The sequence below is a fragment of the Corynebacterium ciconiae DSM 44920 genome (assembly GCF_030440575.1).
GTDB lineage: Bacteria > Actinomycetota > Actinomycetes > Mycobacteriales > Mycobacteriaceae > Corynebacterium > Corynebacterium ciconiae.
This window is the reverse complement of sequence record NZ_CP047189.1, coordinates 2,535,757-2,554,765: the sequence shown is the minus strand read 5'-3', so window position 1 is coordinate 2,554,765 and position 19,009 is coordinate 2,535,757. Positions and strand designations below refer to the sequence as shown.

Sequence of the window (19,009 nt, the reverse complement as noted above, 5' to 3'; positions counted from 1 at the left end):
ATGGGGGTAACGGCCATCGTGTACTCACATTCGGGTCCGGACTCCAGCTCGAACACCATTGATAATGATGAGCACCTCCGCTACCTCGTGCACGGCCACCACCTCGGCCAAGTTCAGCACTCCGGTGAGCGCCAGGGGTGGCAAGAGGGCAACGATGGCTAAGGCCAGAACCAGGTTGGTCAACATAATCCGATGTGCTCGCTGTAGGTGCCGGATCGCCGGCGGTAGCAGACTCAGGCTGTGGCCAACGAAGGTGATATCGGCGCTGCGGCGAGCAATGTCAGTGCCCGTGGCACCCATCGCGATGCCAATGTGGGCGGCCGCCAAGGCTGGGGCATCGTTAATGCCATCGCCCACCATGATCCAGCGTCGCCCATCCACGGCAGCGTGCTTAGCGGCTGGGCTGAGTCCACCACGGATATCAGCGATACCCGCTGCATTCCCCACGAGCTCGGCGGCCTCCTGACGATCACCGCTGAGCATCACCGTGTGTAGCCCCTGAGCGTGGAGAGTGGATACCGCTGCTGGCGCCTCCTCGCGGAGAGTGTCCGCGAGGGCGATCGTTCCCAGATAGGCGTTGTTGTGGCGCACCTCTACCAGGCTCGTGCCTGGATCTGCGGACGCAGCTGCGTGCTCGGAGGCGCGACCCACGCGCACCTCCGCGCCCTGCACGAGACCGCATATCCCCTCCCCTGGAGTCTCTCGCACTTGTGTTACATCCACGAGTTCGCGCCCGTGGCGTTGCGCCTCCTGCACGATCGCCTGCGCCAGTGGGTGTTCGCTGTGGCGTTCGAGGGAGGCAGCAAGGCAGAGGACCTCGGCGGCTTCCGAGTCTGGGGCCGCCGAGATATTAACCACCCGGGGTTTTCCTCGTGTAAGCGTGCCGGTTTTATCGAAAGCGATGGTATCGATGCTGCGGAAGCGTTCCACGGTGGCAGCATCGCGCACCGCACAGCCCATGCGGCTAGCCCTGCCCAAGGCGGCGAGAATGGTGATGGGCACGCAGATTGCGAGCGCGCAGGGAGATGCCGCTACGAGCACGGTAAGTGCGCGCGGAATCCATATGTCGGCATCGCCGAAGAAGCTGCCGAGCACAGCAGTGGTGATTGCAAGCGCGAGCACCCCAGGAACGAGAACCCCTGCGATCCGATCGGCGAGCCGTCCTGCGGCTCCCTTGCGCTCTTGTGCGGTGGTGGTGAGTTCCACGATGCTTGAGAGCGTGTTTTCAGCACCGGAGGCGGTGGCCTCGAGTTCCAGTGCCCCGTCGAGGGCGATGGATCCGGCGATCACCTCCTCCCCTACCCCAGCGAGGACCGGTACTGGCTCCCCAGTCACGGCCGAAACATCCATATGCGAACTGCCTGTGCGAATAAGCGCGTCGGTGGGCACACGCTGGCCCGGTTTCACGTGAAACATTTCGCCTCGAGCGAGTTCGCGCAGCGGCACCCGGCCGCGATCGCGAGTCTCCACGGTGTCGGGCAAGAGTTGATCCACCGATTCAAGATCATCGCGTGCTCTGTCTAGCGCCCGATCTTCGATGGCCTCCACGAGGGAATATAAAAACGCCAAGGTGGCGGCCTCGCCGGGAAAGCCCAAGAGGATCGCCCCCAGGGCCGAGATCGACATCAACAGCGCGATGCCCAGCCGGGCGCGCCCTCGATTGCGGACGAGCCCTGTGAGTGCGCCAGGAACGAAGGTGGCGCCACCCAGCAGGATGCTGGCGTAGTAGAACCACGGGTGCAGGACAAACCCGAGCGCAAGAGCCACGCCAGCGCCGAGCGCTAGGAGCATGTCTCGGTCGCGGTACCAGGGGCCGTCCGCTTCTGCGCGGTCCTCGCCCTCGCAGGAACAACCGCAGGGTTTAGTCATGGCTGCTGTCTATCTGTGCCAAACAGGAGTCGGACTCGTGCACAGTCAACACCACCCGCGACAGTTCCAAGAGTGCCTGTTGAAGTTGGGGGCTACTGATCTCGTAGCGCACGTGACGGCCTTCGCTGTGGGCGTGAATCATTCCGCAATTGCTCAGGCAGGTGAGGTGGTTGGACACGTTTGATCGGCCCATGCCCAGCCGCTCAGCCATGTCCGCTGGGTAGTGCACGCCGTCCATGAGGGCAAGAAGAAGCGCCCGCCGCGTGTCGCTGGCGAGCGCTGTGCCAACGCGTTTGAGGGCGTCGGCGTGGGTTTCGTGGAAGCTCATGCTTGAGGATAATACACCCAGCACTGAACTATATGCGGATTTCCCTAGGCTTCACCGGGGTTCTGGGACTGCCTCATCGCCGATCGCAGCTTGTCGACGTCCACCTGAGGCTGGGCGGCCTGGGGTGCCGAGGAGGGCTGCTGGGCGGATTGGGCGTCTGTGATCTTGCGGTTGGCGTCGATAATAGCCACGGTCTTCGCGCCAAGGGAGGCGCCGATGCCCACAAGCGCCACGCTCGCGACCACGGCGGCCACGACGAGCAGCCACATCCACCCCTCGGCAGCGAAGGCGAGCAGCGCGCCGACGCCCATGGCCAAGCCGGCGACGAGCCACACGGGGCCCGCGACTGCGTGGGCGGCGTTCCACATTTCGCGGGAGGTGCGTACTTCGGGGACGTGGATGCCGATCACGCCATTGCCCGGCAGCCGCTTGGTCCATGCGAGCGCGCCGACGACCACGAGTAGGAGGGTGAGAATGATCAGGATGATGCCGAGAACAGCCATAAAGTTCACTTTAAGCCATTGCAGCAACACGGCGTGAAAGCGCCCCGCTCACCGGGGTTGCTCCCCCTCCCCTACCCCGTGCGCCTTCCCAGTGCCTGTGTTGAGGTGGCGTGGGTGTCGCTGGTGTCGGATATCTCTCAGCCGCAGATCGGGGAGTGAGGATGGAGTAGTACCTATCGTGCGGTAGATTGAGCCCTACACACAGGCGTCTCAGTTTTGCACAAAGATATCTCAGTATTTGGACACTTTCCTTTCGTGGTTGGCGGTAGCGCACACTCTCCTAGCGGAAGTAGCTCCCTGACCAGCGGAAATCGTTCACAGCGCTGTATATCGACAAAAACACGATGGTCAGTGTCATCCTAATAGTGATCTAACGTCACGTAACGTAAATGAAAGTGGTGTGTCATGAACACTGGACAGGTAGCCGCGGCCGCCTCGGCCGCCTCGGATAAAAAGAAGGGGGGCTTCCTCGGCTCGCTATTGATGTGGATCATCGTGGCAATCCTTCTCGGTAGCGCGCTGAGTCTCGTGCTCCCTGATTGGTTGGCGCGCGTCTTCGTCACCTTCAACGGACTCTTCGGGAACTTCCTCGGCTTCTTCATTCCGATCCTCATTTTCGCGCTCATTACTCCCGCCATTGCGGGTATCGGGCGCGGCGCGGGTAAGTGGCTTCTCGTCACCACCGGTATCGCCTATGCGTCCACGGCGCTCTCTGGTTTCGCCGCCTATGGGCTTAGCCGCGCCCTCTACCCTGCCCTCCTGTCCTCCCAAGGGCTGGGCGATGCCGTGGACATCGATGCCGGGGCACTTTCCCCCTACTTCGAAGTAGAGATGCCGCCGCTGATGAACATCATGACGGCACTGCTCCTAGCCTTCATCTTCGGCATTGGGATGACCGTGGTGAAGGCGGACACCGCTTACGGGCTGGCCAAAGAGGTGGAAGAGATTGTGCAGCTGACGATCTCTAAGTTCGTGATTCCGCTGCTGCCGATCTTCATTTTCGGCATGTTCCTCTCCATGGGCAAGAACGGAAACATGCGTGAGACCATGACGATGTTCGCCGTGGTGCTCATTCTCGCCATCGTGGCCACCCTCGTGCTGCTGCTCGTGCAATTCCTGATTGCCGGCGCGATCGCGGGTCGCAACCCCCTGAAGGCGTGGAAGACGATGCTGCCGGCATACTTCACCGCGCTGGGCACCTCCTCGTCCGCAGCCACCATCCCTGTCACCTACTCCTGCGCCCAGAAGAATGGGGTGTCGGCTAACGTAGCAGGTTTCGTGGTGCCCCTCTGCGCCACCATTCATCTCTCGGGATCGATGATGAAGATCTCGCTCTTCGCTTTCGCCATAATGTTCATGGCGGGAACGCCTGTGAGTCCGGCACTGGCCTTTGGGTTTGTGCTCATGCTGGGTATCACCATGATCGCTGCCCCGGGTGTGCCCGGCGGTGCCATCATGGCTGCATCTACGCTGTTGAGCTCGATGCTCGGCTTCACCGATGATCAAGTGGCGTTGATGATCGCTGCCTATATTGCGATCGATTCCTTCGGCACCGCCTGTAATGTCACCGGCGATGGTGCGATTGCGATGATCGTGAATAAGCTCTCCGGCGGACGCGGCGCAGGCGAAAATACTGAACACAAAGTCGCCTAAACTTCGCGTCTACAACCGCCCAGACTGTCCATTCAGATAGAGTCTGGGCGGTTTAGTGTATGTACGGTTAGTAAATGCCACCACACCCGACCACAGGGATGTTTCACGTGAAACATCGCATCTCTGCCCCGTGGATCCAGCACGGCCCAACCCTGCTGAATGTGTCCAAAGAGAACACTCCCCAGCATGCGGGGTGCCGCGCCCATGGCCGTGCGAGAAGGGTCGAGGCCACCGGCTACACTATGAGCCATGACTAACCCGAGCGATGTACCCGCATATAGATACCGTGCCGGCCTCGCAGCCGACATCGAAGCGAAGTGGCAGAAGTACTGGGCCGAGCAGGGCACCTTCTATGCCCCTAACCCGGTAGGAGAGCTGGCTATCGGCGATGCCGAGGAGCTTCCGAAGGACAAGCTCTTCGTGCAAGACATGTTCCCCTACCCCTCCGGTGTAGGGGTGCACGTGGGGCACCCGCTGGGCTATATCGCTACCGATGCCTTCGCTCGCTTTAATCGCAAGCTGGGCAAGAATGTGCTGCACGCCTTCGGCTACGATGCCTTCGGCCTGCCGGCTGAGCAGTACGCGGTGCAGACCGGAACTCACCCGCGCACCACCACCGAGGCGAATATTCAGAACATGTCTCGCCAGATCGGTCGTCTCGGCCTGGGACATGATCCGCGCCGCAGCTTCGCCACGACGGATACTGATTTTTATCGCTGGACCCAGTGGATCTTCCTGCAGATCTATGACTCCTGGTTCGACGAGCAGAACAACAAGGCGCGCCGCATTAGCGAGCTGCTGCCGTTGCTGGAGTCGGGCGAGATCGCCACTCCGGAACGCTTTGGCCGCCCCTTCGCCGAGCTCGATGCGGTCGAGCGCGCCGAGGTTATCGACGAGTTCCGGCTGGTGTACCGCTCCAACTCCACGGTGAACTGGTGCCCTGGCTTGGGTACCGTGCTGGCTAACGAGGAGGTCACCGCCGAGGGGCGATCCGAGCGTGGAAACTTCCCCGTCTTCCGCAAGAATCTGCAGCAGTGGATGATGCGCATTACCGCCTACTCGGACCGCCTCATCGATGATCTGGATCTGCTGGACTGGCCGGAGAAGGTGAAGTCTATGCAGCGGAACTGGATCGGCCGTTCGCGGGGCGCCGAGGTGGACTTCACTGCTGCGGGCCACACCATCACTGTGTTTACTACCCGCCCGGATACCCTTTTCGGCGCAAGTTATATCGTGCTGGCGCCCGAGCATGAGCTGGTGGATGAGTTGCTGCAGCATGCCCCAGAAGCCTATGGCGATGTGGACGAGCGGTGGACCTTCAACTCGGCGAGCCCGCAGGAGGCGGTGGCCGCCTATCGTTCCTCTATTGCTGCTAAATCCGATCTGGAGCGACAGGAAAACAAGGAAAAGACCGGCGTGTACCTCGGGGTGCAGTCTGTCAATCCCGTTTCCGGCGAAGAGGTACCGGTGTTTATCGGTGACTATGTGCTCACCGGCTATGGCACCGGGGCGATCATGGCCGTGCCGGCCCATGATGATCGCGATTATGAATTCGCCCACGCTTTCGGCCTGCCGATTCGCGAGGTTGTCGCAGGCGGAGATATCTCCACCGCGGCCTTCACTGAGGCAGGCACCGCAGTGAACTCCGCCAACCAGGATGGTTTGGATATCAACGGCCTCGGCAAGCAGGAGGCCATTGCGGCTACGATCAGCTGGCTCGAGGAAAAGGGTCACGGTCGGGAGAAGATCCAGTACAAGCTTCGCGATTGGTTGTTTGCTCGCCAGCGCTACTGGGGCGAGCCCTTCCCCATCGTTTACGACGAGCAGGGTGTGGCCCACGCGCTACCGGAGGAGATGCTGCCTATCGAGCTGCCCGAGGTGGAGGACTATAAGCCGGTCTCCTTTGATCCTGATGATGCCGAGTCCTCCCCCCACCCGCCGCTGGCGAAGGCCGCCGAGTGGGTACATGTGGAGCTGGATTTGGGTGATGGCCCCAAGACCTACACCCGCGATACCAATGTCATGCCCCAGTGGGCGGGTTCCTCGTGGTATCAGCTGCGCTACATCGACCCGAAGAACCAGGATCAGTTCTGCGATATCGACAACGAGCGCTACTGGACGGGCCCCCGCGAGGGCGCACCGGGCGGCGGCGTCGATCTGTATGTGGGTGGAGTCGAGCACGCCGTGTTGCACCTGCTCTACTCCCGTTTCTGGCACAAGGTGCTCTTCGATCTCGGCTATGTCAGCTCTCGCGAGCCCTACCACCGCCTCTACAACCAGGGCTACATTCAGGCCTATGCCTACACGGATTCCCGTGGCGTGTACGTGCCCGCCGAGGAGGTGGAGGAGAAGGACGGCGAGTTCTTTTACCAGGGTGAGAAGGTGAACCAGGAGTACGGCAAGATGGGCAAGTCCCTGAAGAACTCCGTCTCCCCGGATGACATGTGCGACGAGTATGGTGCCGACACCCTGCGCGTCTACGAGATGTCCATGGGACCGCTGGATACCTCCCGCCCCTGGGCGACCAAGGACGTGGTGGGCGCGCATCGTTTCCTGCAGCGCCTCTGGCGTTTGGTGGCGGAAGAATCCACGGGCGAGTGCAGCGTCTCTGAGCAGGAGCTTGACGACGCCACCCTCAAAGCCCTGCACCGCACGGTCGCCGGTGTGCGCGAGGATTATGAGAACCTGCGCATGAACACCGTGGTGGCCAAGCTGATCGAGTACGTCAACTTCCTCACCAAGCACTACGCCTCTAGCGCCACCCCGCGGGCGGCCGTGGAGCCGGCGGTGTCGATGCTGGCTCCAATTGCGCCGCATATCGCTGAGGAGCTGTGGAGCATCCTGGGCCACGAGGAGACCATCACCTACGAGCCCTTCCCCACCTGGGACGAGAAGTGGCTCAAGGACGAGAGCGTGGAGCTGCCGGTTCAGGTCAACGGCAAGGTCCGCGGACGAATCCACGCGCCGGTGGACGCCGATAAGGCGGCCCTTGTGGAGTTGGCCACCAAGGATGAGAAGGTGGCTGGGCATCTTCAGGGCAAGACCGTGGTGAAGGAGATCGTGATTCCGGGCAAGATGATCAACTTGGTCGTGAAATAAAGCACACCGCGAGGCGAGGCCAGTCGTTAGACTGGCGGCATGATAGCCCCTCGCACTTCGCCGCAGCCCGCACGGACTACAGGCCCCCGGCCGTGGACCGTGCGGGCTGCGCTCGTATTAATGCTCGCCACGATTATTGCCCTGACGTTGCTCAAGAGTGTATTTGTCATTGGCCACCTGTGGCGCCGCGAGGCTCACCGTCACCGCGGCCTCGAGCTGCTGCCGCTGGATGATTTCTGGAATGCGCAGAGCATCATTGGCCCCGTGCTCAACGTGGCCGGAAATCTGGTGCTCTTCGCCCCGCTGGGTTTCCTCTTGGTGCTGCTGTTTCGGGGTCGCGCCGACCGCGTGCGTATGGCCACCATCATGGGGTTCGGGCTGAGTCTGAGTATCGAGATTGCGCAATATATATTCCGGCTTGGCTATAGCGATATCGATGATCTGCTTTACAACACCCTCGGTGTGGCCCTCGGGGCGTGGCTGGCCACGGTGTGTCCCCCGCTGATGCAAAGAATCGCCGTAGGGGTATGCGTGCTGTTCACGGCCGTAATCATGGTGCTTTATGCCCTCGGTCCGCGACTGGGTGATCCGGACAAGATGGTGGATGCTGGCAGTGTTGGGCCCGCCCCGAGCCCGCTAGCTGCGACGCTGCTGCTCTAAAGCGCGGTGTTGTACTATTGGGCACTCAGCTTCAGGTCGGGGCGATCGTGGTGATCGTTCGACCAGCCAGGTGGAAGAGAGGGAGCAGGTGAGCGAGCAGCCACGTCGGAGGGGACGGCCCGGCAACAGCCGCGCGGACATCGTGAGCGCCGCCGAGGAGCAGTTTCTCCTCCGCGGGATCGCGGAAACATCCATCAGTCAGATCTCGCAGGCGTTAAACATCACCAAGTCCGCGGTGTATCACCACGTCGCATCGAAAGGCGAGCTCATCGCCGCTGTGGCCGAACGGGCGCAGCACACCTGCTCCAGCATCGTCACCCTCTCCGTGGAGGGCGAGGATGACGGTCTAGATATTCTCAAAAACATGGTGTGGGAGCTCACCGTGGCTCTCGCGGAGGATCGGGGCAGCCTTCGTCTCGCCGTGGCCGCTACCGGCTCCGAGGAGCTTGGCGCGCCCCTGCGGACGGTGCGGGAGTACCTGCGGGGCGAACTGATCACGCATGTCGACGCCGCCCGCTCGGCCCAGCGCCTCAGCTCCGCACTGAGATCCTTGGTGATTGCTGAGCTGATCATCAGCAGCTGTGTCACCACGGCGGCCTGCTATGAGGGCGACCCCGAAGACGCCGCCGATATGGCGCTCAGCTACGTCTTCCAGGGGCTACGCGCCTAATCCACACCGGTGGTGATGGCATCAGCGATGCGATCGATCACCGCCGCATCAGCCTTTTCGCCGGTGATCGTTACGGTCTCACCTTTGCCGAGGCCAAGCCCCATCACCATGAGCGCTGAGGCCGCATCGGCGCCATCGAGCTCCACCTCACCCTCGGCCTCCGCGGCCATCTCGGCAATGAGGGCGGCGGGGCGGGCGTGCAGGCCGGCCTCGTCGGCGACCGTGGCCGTGCGGCTATAGCCTGGCGTCGGTTCCGTCTCGGCTGCCGCATGCCGCGGGGTGTGGGTGTCCGCGGGGGCCGTGGTGGTGGAGGTGGCGTCGTCACGCGGCGGGCGGACATCGTACATGGCGTTGCGTGCCGCGGCCACCACCCCCGGCAGGTCCACGCCCTGTTGGGCGGCGACGGCAGCCGCAATCGCACCCTCCACGAGGGGAGCGTCTACAAAGCGGACCGGCTCGTCCTCGTAGCACTCGAGCAGCATCTCCACAGTCATGGTTGCTGAGCCTAGATCGGTGAGGATCACCACCTCGCGACCAGCGCGCCGCAGCTGGGTGATGGCCGCTTCGATGACGTCGATGGAGGTGCCGATGCAGCCATCGGCGGTGCCGCCGGCGGCGCGGATGTCCACCTCGGAGGCCATCTCTTGGGCGAGATCGCGCAACCCTTCGGCGAGCTTAGCCGAGTGGGAAACAAAGACGAGAGCAACGGCCATGTTCTATTCGCCTTCCTTCGCGGCAGCGGCAGCCGCAGCTAGGAAGTACGCCGAGGAGGTGGCGCCGGGATCCTTATGCCCCACGGAACGCTCCCCGAGATAGGACGCGCGCCCCTTGGTGGCCTGCATGGGGATGGTGGCTTCCGCGCCCTTCTCGGCGGCATCGGCGGCGGCCTGCAGCGCGGTGGCGGCATCGGCCCCCTCGGAGGCAGCGGCGCGAGCAGCGGCGGCGGCCGGCGCCCACGCATCCACCATCGTCTTCTCCCCTTCCTCGGCCTTGCCGCGGGCCTGGATGCCCGCCACGGCGGCCTCGTACATATCGGCCACAGCGGTAGCGTCGATGGTCTCAGGGGCCACCTTGGCCAGCCGCATGAAGGCGGTACCGAGCAGCGGACCGGAGGCGCCGCCGACAGTGGAGATCAGCGTGGCGGCCACGGACTTGAACACCGCCGCTGGGGTGTCTGGGGTGGACTGCTTCAGGGTGGCGGATACGGCGCCAAAGCCGCGATCAAGGTTCTCGCCGTGGTCGGCATCGCCGATAGCGCGGTCGAGGTCGGTGAGTTCTACGCGGTGGGTGGCGGAGTCGGCCACGCAGCGTTTAATCCACGCGAGGGCCCAATCCAGGGAAAGGTCAGACATTGTTCTTCAGGCTCCTTAGTTGCTCAAAGCGGGGGTGTGGGCGGGGGCGTCATAAAGCGCCAGCAGGTCAGCGTCGACACGCATCAGGGAGATAGAAAAGCCCTGCATATCGAGGCTGGTGACATAGTTACCTACCAGCGACCGGGTAATAGTGACCTGTTGTTCATTAAGTCGTTCGGCGAGGCGGCGATACACGATGTACAGCTCCGAGAGCGGGGTACCGCCCATGCCATTGACGAGGGCAATCACGCGCTCTCCAGCGGCTAGCGACAGATCGCCGATAATTGGATCCAGTACCGCGTCGGTGAGTTCGTCGGCGCTGCCGAAGCTCGTGGTGCGCCGGCCGGGCTCACCATGGATGCCTACACCGAGCTCCACATCGTCCTCGGCCAACTCGAAGGAGGGCTTATCGGCGTGCGGCACGTGGCAGGGGCTAAGGGCCACCCCCATCGAGCGCACCTGTGCCACACACTTCTCGGCTACAGCGACCACCTCATCGAGGCTGTCGCCCCGCTCTGCGGCCGCGCCGGTGATCTTCTCGACCAGCAGGGTGCCGGCGACGCCGCGTCGACCAGCGGTATAGAGCGAATCCTCCACCGCCACGTCGTCATTGATGAGCACTTGGCGCACCTCGATGTCATCGAATTCGGCCAACTCGGCGGCGGTATCGAAGTTAAGCACATCGCCGGTGTAGTTCTTGACTAAATACACCACCCCCGCCCCGCGGTGGGCCTCCACTGTGGCGGCCTGAATGGGATCGGGTGTGGGCGAGGTAAACACCGCACCAGGAACAGCGGCGTCGAGCATACCGGTGCCCACAAAGCCCGCATGCAAGGGCTCATGGCCCGAGCCTCCACCGGAGATCAGACCGACCTTGCCCTGCTCCTTGCGGGTGGCATTGGACCGCGACACAAACAGCGGTTCGGTGTGCATCTGCACCATGTCGGAATGTGCCGCGGCGAATCCAGCGATGGACTCGGCGACGTAGTCATGGGGGTCATTCATCAGCTTCTTCATGTGGCACCCTCCCTGTGGGGCTCGATGGTGAATTCAGTGACGCGAATGTGAAGCCGTGTCCCCTCCCAGAATAGCGAAATCTGGGGCATGACCACCGGTTCGTGCGTGGGGCCACTGAGGGTGGTGACCTGCGTTACCCCCGCCTCTTTCCGCGGCGGACGGAGAGATTGAGCAGGCGCCATGGCGACGGTCGCGGGCGATGCGGCCTTAGCTCTGACAGGAGGGGCACCAAAAGAGGTTGCGACCCTCCATGGGGCCGCTGGCTACAGGATGTCCACACACCAAGCATTCCTGACCGGCACGGCGGTAAACATAGACCTCTCCGCCATGGGCATCCTCGCGCGCGGGACGACGCATCGCCTCCGGAGTATGCTCCGGCAACACGGTATCGATCCAGCCGTGCCGCTCCCCCTCGCGCATGAGCTGGCGAAGATCCTTGGCGATGGCCTTCAGCTGCTCGGGCTGCAGGTTTGCGCCCGGCGTGAGCGGGTTGATCCGCTGCCGAAACAGCACCTCGGCGCGGTAAATATTGCCCACGCCCGCATAGTATTTCTGGTCCATGAGCAGCGAGGCGATACTGCGCTTGGAGCGGCCTACTCGCGTGGATACTTCCGCCCAATCGGCTTCCTCTCGCAGAGGATCCGCCCCAAGTGCTGCAATCGCGTCTGCTTGCTCCCCGGCGGTGATTAACCGGCACCACTGGGGTCCGCGGAGATTTGCGGCGATCTCATCAGTGGCAATGTGCAACCGAATCTGGCCCCACTGCTCCGCTGGGGCCTCAAAGGTCACTTTTCCAATCAGCCCCAGATGAATGTGCACGATCGATTCCGGCGAAGGAGTGTCAAAGTGAATGAAGAGATGCTTTCCCCACGCATCGGCGGAATCGATACGGCGGCCGTCGAGCTGCGCCGCGGCGGCGGCAAAGCGACCCTGCGGCGAGCTGACCTGCACGACGCGGCCGGCGAAGTGCCCAGTGAGCTGGCGGGCGAGACGGTGAATCACATGACCTTCAGGCATGGTGTCCAAGTGTAGGCCGCAGCGCACGGGCGGGGCGATACCCCCAGCTATCCTCGGGTACTTCCCGCTGTCGAGGACATCGTGGGTCATACTAAAGGTTATGCCAGCACCTTTGCATTCTTCTAGCTCCTCTCCCACTGCCTGCTCTCCCACTGCCCCCTCGTCGGCAAGTGTCCCGGGTGTGCCGGTGCACCGTTCTCAGCGGGGTGAGGTGGCGCCCTTTATCGTCATGGACATCCTCGGCCGTGCGCTTGAGCGCCAGTCAACCCATGGTGATGCCCTGCTGTTGTGTGTCGGTCAGCCCTCTACCGGTGCCCCCAGTCCGGTGGTGGCGCAGGCTGAGACGGCGGTGCGGGAGGATATTCTCGGATACACGGCCGCCAGCGGTACGCCCGAGCTGAAGGAGGCGATCGCAGGCTATTATCGCCGCCGTTATGGAGTGGAGGTAGACCCTAGGCGCATTCTCATCACCACCGGCTCCTCGGGAGGTTTTACCTCCCTGTTTCTGGCAGTATGCGATGCCGGCGATGAAGTGGTGCTGGCACGGCCGGGCTATCCCGCCTATCGCAATGTGCTGCAGGCTCTAGGAGTGAAGCTTGTGGAGATTGACGTTACTGACCCCGAGCATGGCTTTCAGCTGCGGGTGGAGGATCTTGAGGCCTGCACTCCTCGGCCGCGCGCGGTGATTGTGACCTCCCCGTCAAATCCCAGCGGCACGGTTATGGATCCGGCGGAGTTGCGTCGACTAGCGCAGTGGTGCGATGAGAACGGCGTGGTGCTGATCTCGGATGAGATCTACCACGGCATCAGCTATGGGGCCGAGTGTCGCAGCGCGGCAGAATTTACTGACCGAGCAGTCATTGTGGGCAGCGTGAGTAAGTACTTCTCCATGACTGGCTGGCGGGTCGGTTGGCTTATCGTTCCACCGGAGCTGGTGGAACCGCTTGACCGCCTGCACGCTAACTTTACGGTCTGCCCGCCGGCGCTCTCTCAGCAGGCAGCCGTGAAGGCGTTTGACCACGCCGCCCTCGAGGAACTCGACGCGCATGTACAGCGCTACGCCCGCAACCGTGAGATCCTCCTGACTCGTCTGCCCGCTATGGGGCTCGGCAGGATCGCACCGGCGGATGGCGCCTTCTATTGCTATGTGGATGTCTCGTCCATCACTGCGGACTCCTTCCGGTTCGCCCACGAGCTTCTCGACGCCACCGGGGTGGCCGTGGCGCCCGGGGTGGATTTTGACCCCGTGCAGGGCCAGCGGTGGATCCGTCTGAGCTATGCCTGCGACACGGATGATATTGAGGCCGCCATGGATCGTCTTGAGGCCTATATTCGAGCCTAAAATCTATCACTAAACAGAAATTAAATAGCCGATCTACCTGCACGTTTATGGGTGTTTTATGCAATTTTCTCGCAACGGCGGTAGTATCTCAGGGTAACCGTAGCGGCGGCCGTTAGTGAGAACGCAGGCCGCCACAGAGCCTCACTCCGACCGCTGCCACTACGCCAGTTGTCGCCCCTTTAAGCTCTTATCGCAAGTGAGGTTGCTCTATGCTTTCACCCGCCATTGGCTTCGACCGCTCCAAGTACATTCAGATGCAATCCGAGCACATCAAGGAGCGCCGCGAGAGTCTCGGCGGACGTCTCTACTTGGAGATGGGAGGCAAGCTCTTCGACGATATGCATGCCTCCCGCGTGCTGCCCGGCTTCACCCCGGACAACAAGATCGCGATGCTCGAGAACATCAAGGATGAAGTCGAGATCATGGTCTGCATCAACGCCAAGGACCTCGAGCGCGGCAAAATGCGCGCCGACCTTGGCATTTCTTATGAGGACGATGTTCTGCGCCTGGTGGATGTGTTCCGCGAGCGGGGATTCCTCGTGGACAACGTGGTAATGACCCAATGCGCGGACGGCAATAAGCACGCCACCGCCTTCCAAGACAAGCTCACCCGCCTCGGCTTGAAGGTCACCCGCCACTTCGTGATCGAGGGCTACCCCGCCGATACCGAGCACATTGTCTCCGAGGACGGTCTGGGCCGGAACGAGTACGCCGAGACTAGCCGCGACCTGATCATTGTCACCGCCCCCGGCCCGGGCTCCGGCAAGCTGGCTACCTGTCTTTCGCAGATCTACCACGAGCACGTGCGCGGCATCGATGTGGGCTACGCCAAGTTTGAGACCTTCCCCATCTGGAACATCCCGCTGGATCACCCGGTGAATGCCGCCTATGAGGCAGCAACTGCTGATCTGGACGATGTAAACATGATCGACCCCTTCCACTTGGCTGCCTATGGCTCCCAAGCCGTGAACTACAACCGCGACGTGGAAGTCTTCCCCCTTCTCAAGCACCTGTTGGAGAAGATCTCCGGCAACTCCCCCTACGAGTCCCCCACCGACATGGGTGTGAACATGGTGGGTAATTGCATTAGCGACGATGAAGTGTGCCAGGAGGCCGCCAAGCAGGAGATCATCCGCCGCTACTACAAGGCGCTGGTGGAAGAGAAGAAGCACCAGAAGCCCCCGCTGGAGTCCGGTCGTATCCGGCTGCTCATGGGTAAGCAGGGTATCCACGAAACCGACCGTCCGGTCATTGAGCCGGCACGCAGCATCGCTCAGGAGACCGGCCAGCCAGGCAGTGCGATGAAGCTCAACGATGGCGAGATCATCACCGGTAAGACCTCTGCCCTGCTCGGTTGCTCGGCGGCCATGCTGCTCAACGCGCTCAAGTACCTCGCTGGCATCGAGCCGGATGTGGACCTGTTGGCGCCCAGCTCCATTAAGCCCATCCAGACCCTGAAGACGGAGCAGCTCGGCAGCAGCAACCCGCGCCTGCACACAGATGAGGTACTCATCGCTCTGAGTGTGTCTGCGGATCACGATCCCAACGCCCGCCGCGCCCTCGAGGAGCTGCACAATCTGCGCGGACTGGATGTGCACACTACCACCATTCTCGGCTCAGTGGATGAGGCCCTCTTCCGCAACCTCGATATCCAGGTGACCTCCGATCCGGAGTATCAGAAGAAGTCGCTGTTCCGGAAGTAAGCGCTAGTAAATAGCCCCGCAGGAGGCGGTGGGGGTGGCACTAGATGTGCGCCCGCACCGCCTTTTCGCCTGTAGCGGCAGCCTGGCCGAGGGTGATGGGCTCGAGTTCGCGGTTGTGATCCCATACCGTCTCCGGATCGCCCGCGGGATAGGACGTGACGGTCTCAGTGGCGGGTTCGTAGGTGACCAACGCCAATAGATCCGAGGAGGTCTGCTCGCATACCGCCCAGCTGTAGCAGCTGTTGCTCATCCAGCCATCCTCGGCATCATCATTGGACTGGATCGGCGGGGTGGGGGTGATGGCGCGCAAGGTGGCGCCATCATCGAGGGTGGTCTGGTTGTGCAGCGCCCGCAGGTAGAAGCGGCCGGCGTTGATATCGAAAGGTTCCATAGCCCACAGTCTAGAACACCGTTTAAGTCGCTGAACGCCTGCTGGGCTGCCCCCTGCGGTGGTTAGGAACTCGCTGCCGCAGCGGAATAGGATCGGTATATGCTCTCGAAGATCCTGCTCTACTACAAGTTCCAGCCCATCGCCGATCCGAAGGCCGTGATGCTGTGGCAGCGCGACCTCTGTGAATCCCTCGGGCTGAAGGGCCGCATCCTGATCTCCGAGCACGGAATTAACGGCACCGTGGGCGGGCGGATGGACGCCTGCAAGATCTACGCCCGTAAAACCCGGGAGTATTTCAAGCCCATGGAATTCAAATGGTCTGAGGGTGGCGCCGAGGATTTTCCGAAGCTCTCGGTGAAGGTGCGCGATGAGATCGTTGCCTTCGGCGCCCCCGGTGAGCTGAAGGTGGATGAGTCCGGCGTGATCGGCGGCGGGGTCCACCTCAAGCCCGAGGAGGTCAACAAGCTCGTGGAGGAGCGTGGCGAAGAGGTGGTGTTCTTCGACGGCCGCAATGCTATGGAAGCCCAGATCGGCAAGTTTAAAAACGCCGTGGTTCCCGATGTATCCACCACCCACGACTTCATCGCGGAGCTGGACTCCGGAAAGTATGACTGGATGAAGGACAAGCCGGTGGTGTCCTATTGCACCGGCGGTATCCGCTGCGAGGTGCTCTCGAGCCTGATGAAAAACCGCGGCTTCGAAGAGGTCTACCAAATCGACGGCGGCATTGTTCGGTACGGGGAAAAGTACGGCAACTCTGGTCTGTGGGAGGGCTCGCTCTATGTCTTCGACCGGCGCATGCACATGGAGTTTGAGGGCGGCGAATTCACCCAATTGGGGCGCTGCGCTCACTGCGGGTCAGAGACCAATGACTTCCACAACTGCGGCAATCAGGCCTGCCGCAAGCAGACGCTCATGTGCCCCGAGTGCGCCAGCTCCGTGGGGCATTGCGGCGACAAGGATTGCGCAGAGATCGTGGCCGCCAGTGGCCGCTAGCGGCCGGGTATAAGCGACGTCAGTAGGTCCCGCCGCGAGCGGGGAGGCATCGCTGCTAGTGGTGGCCGTTGACGAACATCCAGCCGAAGCCCGTCATCCACGCCAAGGATGCGGGGATGAGAACCCAGATGATGGCTAACCAGGGCCGCCACGCCCCATAGCGCGCCCAGATCCGGTAGGTAATCCAGAAGGCGCCAAAGGTGCCCGTCAGCGCCACCCCGAGGGGGATGAGCGAGAAGGCGATTTCATAGCCGCGGCTGCAGATCCACGTGGAGAGCCCAGCTTCGCATATCGGCCCACCTTGAGAACGAGAGAGCAGCGCGATCAGCAGGCCGGTGAGAATGGTGAGGGTGGGCACCGCCAGCAGATAACACACCGCCCAGCGGGAGGAGCGTCGGCTGTGCTCGAACCACAACAGGGGATCGCGTTCGAATTCCTCGCGGGAAACGCCGCGGCGGGGTGCTGTAACTCGATCTACCGTGGGGTCAAAATAGTGCCCCTCGGGCTGGCTGGCATAGGCCGATGGGGTGTCCGCGGAGTCCTCGCTCGCCGAGCGTGGTTGCTCTTCGGGTTCGGATGGCATGGTGTCTCACCCCTTCGCACGTGCTGTGCTTGCGACTCTGGCAGGCCAATGGATGCGAGGCCTCTTTCTTTGCCACCCTACTCGCTGGGCCTCCTTACTCGCTTGGCCACCCTACTCGCTGGGTCGCGTCCCTAGATGGGGTCCGCCTTCGGCCGCCGCGGCGAAGGGCGCGCCTAGTGGGAGCGGGGGCGTAGCACCAGCTCTGCCGGGTGGGCATCCATGGGAGTGGTGATTACTTGCACCACTGAGCGTGCCACTGTCTCTGCGGTCAGGAACTCACGTGGTTCATAGGTGCCGCCTTCATAGGCCACGATCGCACGCTGCATCCGGGTATCGATGCGGCCAGGGTGCACAGAGGAGACGCGGATGTCTGGTTCTTCCTCGCGGAGCCCGTCGCACCAAGCGCGGGCGGCGAACTTAGAGGCCGCGTAGCTACCCCATTCAGGCTTGACGCGAAAACCCGCGCCCGAGTTGAGATACACCATGGTGCCTTGGGCGGCGCGTAGTGCAGGCAGCAGTCGGTTGGTGAGCGCCACCGGTCCGTGCAGGTTGACGTTAAAGGAGTCTTGCCATTCTGCGCTGCTTGCATTCTCGATGCGGTTGAGCTGGCAGTATCCGGCGCAGTGGATGAGCGCGTCGAGGCTGCGGATCTCGGGCACGGCAGAAAGGTCCGGCTCTGGGGAGTTGAAGTCGAGGTGGAACCAGCTGGCGTGGGAGACGGCGGCGCGGGCCTTGTCCGTGCTGGGTGAATCGCTACGATACTGCGCATATACTGACCAGCCGGCGTCGATAAGCTGCTCGGCGATCTCGCGCCCTACTCCCCCACTGGCGCCGGTAACGACTGCTGTGCGCATGCTTCCTTGACTCCTTTTGTGTCGTGCCCGCCTCTCGCGGCGGGCGGATTTAGGTGGTGGTGGGGTAGATCATCACGGGCACTCGCGCGTGCTTGAGCACGGCAGAGGTATGCGATCCCATGAACACCCGAGCGATGGGGTTGCTATCTTCCGAGCCCACCACCAGCAGATCAGACTTCTTCCATTTCACCGCGTCCATGGCCTCGGACCAGCCGCTGCCGGTGGCCAGTTCCGTCTCCACCTTCAACTCGGGGCGATGCGTGACGACGCTATCCCGCGCCCGATCAAGATTGGCCAAGGCGTGTTCGCGCGCGTCATCAGCCAGCACGGACTCGAGCTTGCTGTTGGTGGACTTCAGGGCGTTGCCCACCCGGTCGGGGACGAAGGCCACGATGCGCAGCGGTACCGAATAGATTTCCGCTACCTCGGCGGCGTGATCGAACACATCGGCGCTGCCGGCCTCCTCGGTGAGGGCGCAGGACACGCGGTTGACGCCGCGCTTGCCCAGCTTCACCTCGCGCGGGATGAGCGCCAGCGGATAGGGCGAGGCGTGGAGCAGCGCATCGGCGGTGGTGCCGGCGAGATAGCGGCCCTTAGGCGCGGACTGGGCGGGGCCAAGGATGATGATGTCGGCGTCGAAGTCCTTGGCGGCCTGGGTGAGCAGGTGCGGCTCGGAGGAGCCATCGGCAAAGACGGCGAGCTTTTTATCGAAGCATTCTTTGTCCACGCCGGCGTCGATCAGCGCAGCGGTGACCACCTCGCGGCTGGCCTCTTCCTGCTTCTTCAGCCACTTCTTGTATTTGCCGCCGAGTTTGGACAGTGATGTTTGGGGCCATGGCCGGGTGAATGCCGAGATGGCGCGGATGGTGATGGGCCCAGAACGGTGCAGCCACGCGACGGCATCGAGAATTTCGCTATTGGCGGCGTCGGGCTGCCACGCTATTAATACGCGGAGGCGGGAATCAGGCATAG

The 19,009-nt window shown here is 62.5% G+C and carries 18 protein-coding genes; 7 read left to right on the top strand and 11 right to left on the bottom strand.

Annotated features, from left to right (window positions below; all coding sequences use genetic code 11):
• Nucleotides 1-24: 24 nt before the first annotated feature.
• Genes CCICO_RS11230 through CCICO_RS11220 form a run of 3 tightly spaced genes read right to left on the bottom strand, consistent with a single transcriptional unit; the run spans nucleotide 25 to nucleotide 2,700 of the window.
• Complete coding sequence (locus CCICO_RS11230; protein ID WP_026161217.1) at nucleotides 25-1,869, bottom strand: heavy metal translocating P-type ATPase; 1,845 nt, start codon at nucleotides 1,867-1,869, stop codon at nucleotides 25-27.
• Nucleotides 1,862-2,197, bottom strand: a complete 336-nt coding sequence (locus CCICO_RS11225; protein WP_040357226.1) for an ArsR/SmtB family transcription factor — start codon at nucleotides 2,195-2,197, stop codon at nucleotides 1,862-1,864. The genes CCICO_RS11230 and CCICO_RS11225 overlap by 8 nt, the downstream gene beginning before the upstream one ends.
• A gap of 44 nt (nucleotides 2,198-2,241) precedes the next feature.
• The gene (locus CCICO_RS11220) at nucleotides 2,242-2,700 is read right to left on the bottom strand and encodes an SdpI family protein (RefSeq protein ID WP_026161216.1); all 459 of its coding nucleotides are present in this window, start codon (nucleotides 2,698-2,700) and stop codon (nucleotides 2,242-2,244) included.
• Between the two features lie 483 nt (nucleotides 2,701-3,183).
• On the opposite strand from CCICO_RS11220, the gene CCICO_RS11215 reads away from it, so the two are divergent.
• The 4 genes from CCICO_RS11215 (at nucleotide 3,184) to CCICO_RS11200 (ending at nucleotide 8,782) form a co-directional block, all read left to right on the top strand.
• Nucleotides 3,184-4,353, top strand: coding sequence for a dicarboxylate/amino acid:cation symporter (locus tag CCICO_RS11215; RefSeq protein WP_244263969.1), 1,170 nt, complete (start codon nucleotides 3,184-3,186; stop codon nucleotides 4,351-4,353).
• A gap of 249 nt (nucleotides 4,354-4,602) precedes the next feature.
• The gene (leuS, locus tag CCICO_RS11210; protein WP_018018362.1) at nucleotides 4,603-7,452 is read left to right on the top strand and encodes a leucine--tRNA ligase; all 2,850 of its coding nucleotides are present in this window, start codon (nucleotides 4,603-4,605) and stop codon (nucleotides 7,450-7,452) included.
• A gap of 39 nt (nucleotides 7,453-7,491) precedes the next feature.
• Nucleotides 7,492-8,112, top strand: a complete 621-nt coding sequence (locus CCICO_RS11205) for a VanZ family protein (RefSeq protein ID WP_083878202.1) — start codon at nucleotides 7,492-7,494, stop codon at nucleotides 8,110-8,112.
• An 88-nt stretch (nucleotides 8,113-8,200) separates the two neighbouring features.
• The gene (locus tag CCICO_RS11200) at nucleotides 8,201-8,782 is read left to right on the top strand and encodes a TetR/AcrR family transcriptional regulator (protein ID WP_167540120.1); all 582 of its coding nucleotides are present in this window, start codon (nucleotides 8,201-8,203) and stop codon (nucleotides 8,780-8,782) included.
• Here the strand turns inward: CCICO_RS11200 and dhaM are convergent.
• From dhaM to CCICO_RS11180, 4 genes are all read right to left on the bottom strand, one after another.
• Complete coding sequence (gene dhaM, locus CCICO_RS11195; protein WP_018018359.1) at nucleotides 8,779-9,495, bottom strand: dihydroxyacetone kinase phosphoryl donor subunit DhaM; 717 nt, start codon at nucleotides 9,493-9,495, stop codon at nucleotides 8,779-8,781. The genes CCICO_RS11200 and dhaM overlap by 4 nt on opposite strands.
• A gap of 3 nt (nucleotides 9,496-9,498) precedes the next feature.
• Nucleotides 9,499-10,134 (bottom strand): dihydroxyacetone kinase subunit DhaL, encoded by a 636-nt coding sequence (gene dhaL / locus CCICO_RS11190; protein ID WP_018018358.1) that lies wholly within the window; start codon nucleotides 10,132-10,134, stop codon nucleotides 9,499-9,501.
• A gap of 15 nt (nucleotides 10,135-10,149) precedes the next feature.
• Complete coding sequence (gene dhaK, locus CCICO_RS11185) at nucleotides 10,150-11,151, bottom strand: dihydroxyacetone kinase subunit DhaK (protein ID WP_018018357.1); 1,002 nt, start codon at nucleotides 11,149-11,151, stop codon at nucleotides 10,150-10,152.
• Nucleotides 11,152-11,358: 207 nt separating this feature from the next.
• Nucleotides 11,359-12,168: an Fpg/Nei family DNA glycosylase gene (locus CCICO_RS11180; protein ID WP_026161214.1), complete on the bottom strand. Its 810-nt coding sequence runs from the start codon at nucleotides 12,166-12,168 to the stop codon at nucleotides 11,359-11,361.
• A gap of 229 nt (nucleotides 12,169-12,397) precedes the next feature.
• On the opposite strand from CCICO_RS11180, the gene CCICO_RS11175 reads away from it, so the two are divergent.
• Both CCICO_RS11175 and CCICO_RS11170 read left to right on the top strand, forming a co-directional pair.
• On the top strand, nucleotides 12,398-13,510 hold the full coding sequence (locus tag CCICO_RS11175) for a pyridoxal phosphate-dependent aminotransferase (RefSeq protein ID WP_018018355.1): 1,113 nt from the start codon (nucleotides 12,398-12,400) through the stop codon (nucleotides 13,508-13,510).
• 209 nt (nucleotides 13,511-13,719) lie between these two features.
• The gene (locus CCICO_RS11170; RefSeq protein WP_018018354.1) at nucleotides 13,720-15,213 is read left to right on the top strand and encodes a DUF1846 domain-containing protein; all 1,494 of its coding nucleotides are present in this window, start codon (nucleotides 13,720-13,722) and stop codon (nucleotides 15,211-15,213) included.
• Nucleotides 15,214-15,253: 40 nt separating this feature from the next.
• On the opposite strand, the gene CCICO_RS11165 is transcribed toward CCICO_RS11170, so the two are convergent.
• Nucleotides 15,254-15,604: a hypothetical protein gene (locus CCICO_RS11165; RefSeq protein WP_018018353.1), complete on the bottom strand. Its 351-nt coding sequence runs from the start codon at nucleotides 15,602-15,604 to the stop codon at nucleotides 15,254-15,256.
• Between the two features lie 99 nt (nucleotides 15,605-15,703).
• Here CCICO_RS11165 and trhO point away from each other — a divergent pair, with 99 nt between their 5' ends.
• Nucleotides 15,704-16,600, top strand: a complete 897-nt coding sequence (trhO, locus tag CCICO_RS11160) for an oxygen-dependent tRNA uridine(34) hydroxylase TrhO (RefSeq protein ID WP_018018352.1) — start codon at nucleotides 15,704-15,706, stop codon at nucleotides 16,598-16,600.
• Between the two features lie 55 nt (nucleotides 16,601-16,655).
• On the opposite strand, the gene CCICO_RS11155 is transcribed toward trhO, so the two are convergent.
• From CCICO_RS11155 to CCICO_RS11145, 3 genes are all read right to left on the bottom strand, one after another.
• Nucleotides 16,656-17,183, bottom strand: a complete 528-nt coding sequence (locus CCICO_RS11155; protein WP_018018351.1) for a hypothetical protein — start codon at nucleotides 17,181-17,183, stop codon at nucleotides 16,656-16,658.
• Nucleotides 17,184-17,356: 173 nt separating this feature from the next.
• Nucleotides 17,357-18,037 (bottom strand): SDR family oxidoreductase, encoded by a 681-nt coding sequence (locus CCICO_RS11150; RefSeq protein ID WP_018018350.1) that lies wholly within the window; start codon nucleotides 18,035-18,037, stop codon nucleotides 17,357-17,359.
• A 49-nt stretch (nucleotides 18,038-18,086) separates the two neighbouring features.
• Nucleotides 18,087-19,007, bottom strand: a complete 921-nt coding sequence (locus CCICO_RS11145) for a universal stress protein (RefSeq protein ID WP_018018349.1) — start codon at nucleotides 19,005-19,007, stop codon at nucleotides 18,087-18,089.
• Nucleotides 19,008-19,009: the final 2 nt, after the last annotated feature.

Excerpts from the sequence above, each read along its gene's own strand:
- CCICO_RS11230 (WP_026161217.1), bottom strand. The coding sequence starts at position 1,869 with ATGACTAAACCCTGCGGTTGTTCCTGCGAGGGCGAGGACCGCGCAGAA.
- CCICO_RS11225 (WP_040357226.1), bottom strand. The coding sequence starts at position 2,197 with ATGAGCTTCCACGAAACCCACGCCGACGCCCTCAAACGCGTTGGCACA.
- CCICO_RS11220 (WP_026161216.1), bottom strand. The coding sequence starts at position 2,700 with ATGGCTGTTCTCGGCATCATCCTGATCATTCTCACCCTCCTACTCGTG.
- CCICO_RS11215 (WP_244263969.1), top strand. The coding sequence starts at position 3,184 with ATGTGGATCATCGTGGCAATCCTTCTCGGTAGCGCGCTGAGTCTCGTG.
- leuS (WP_018018362.1), top strand. The coding sequence starts at position 4,603 with ATGACTAACCCGAGCGATGTACCCGCATATAGATACCGTGCCGGCCTC.
- CCICO_RS11205 (WP_083878202.1), top strand. The coding sequence starts at position 7,492 with ATGATAGCCCCTCGCACTTCGCCGCAGCCCGCACGGACTACAGGCCCC.
- dhaM (WP_018018359.1), bottom strand. The coding sequence starts at position 9,495 with ATGGCCGTTGCTCTCGTCTTTGTTTCCCACTCGGCTAAGCTCGCCGAA.
- dhaL (WP_018018358.1), bottom strand. The coding sequence starts at position 10,134 with ATGTCTGACCTTTCCCTGGATTGGGCCCTCGCGTGGATTAAACGCTGC.
- dhaK (WP_018018357.1), bottom strand. The coding sequence starts at position 11,151 with ATGAAGAAGCTGATGAATGACCCCCATGACTACGTCGCCGAGTCCATC.
- CCICO_RS11180 (WP_026161214.1), bottom strand. The coding sequence starts at position 12,168 with ATGCCTGAAGGTCATGTGATTCACCGTCTCGCCCGCCAGCTCACTGGG.
- CCICO_RS11175 (WP_018018355.1), top strand. The coding sequence starts at position 12,398 with ATGGACATCCTCGGCCGTGCGCTTGAGCGCCAGTCAACCCATGGTGAT.
- CCICO_RS11170 (WP_018018354.1), top strand. The coding sequence starts at position 13,720 with ATGCTTTCACCCGCCATTGGCTTCGACCGCTCCAAGTACATTCAGATG.
- CCICO_RS11165 (WP_018018353.1), bottom strand. The coding sequence starts at position 15,604 with ATGGAACCTTTCGATATCAACGCCGGCCGCTTCTACCTGCGGGCGCTG.
- trhO (WP_018018352.1), top strand. The coding sequence starts at position 15,704 with ATGCTCTCGAAGATCCTGCTCTACTACAAGTTCCAGCCCATCGCCGAT.
- CCICO_RS11155 (WP_018018351.1), bottom strand. The coding sequence starts at position 17,183 with ATGCCATCCGAACCCGAAGAGCAACCACGCTCGGCGAGCGAGGACTCC.
- CCICO_RS11150 (WP_018018350.1), bottom strand. The coding sequence starts at position 18,037 with ATGCGCACAGCAGTCGTTACCGGCGCCAGTGGGGGAGTAGGGCGCGAG.
- CCICO_RS11145 (WP_018018349.1), bottom strand. The coding sequence starts at position 19,007 with ATGCCTGATTCCCGCCTCCGCGTATTAATAGCGTGGCAGCCCGACGCC.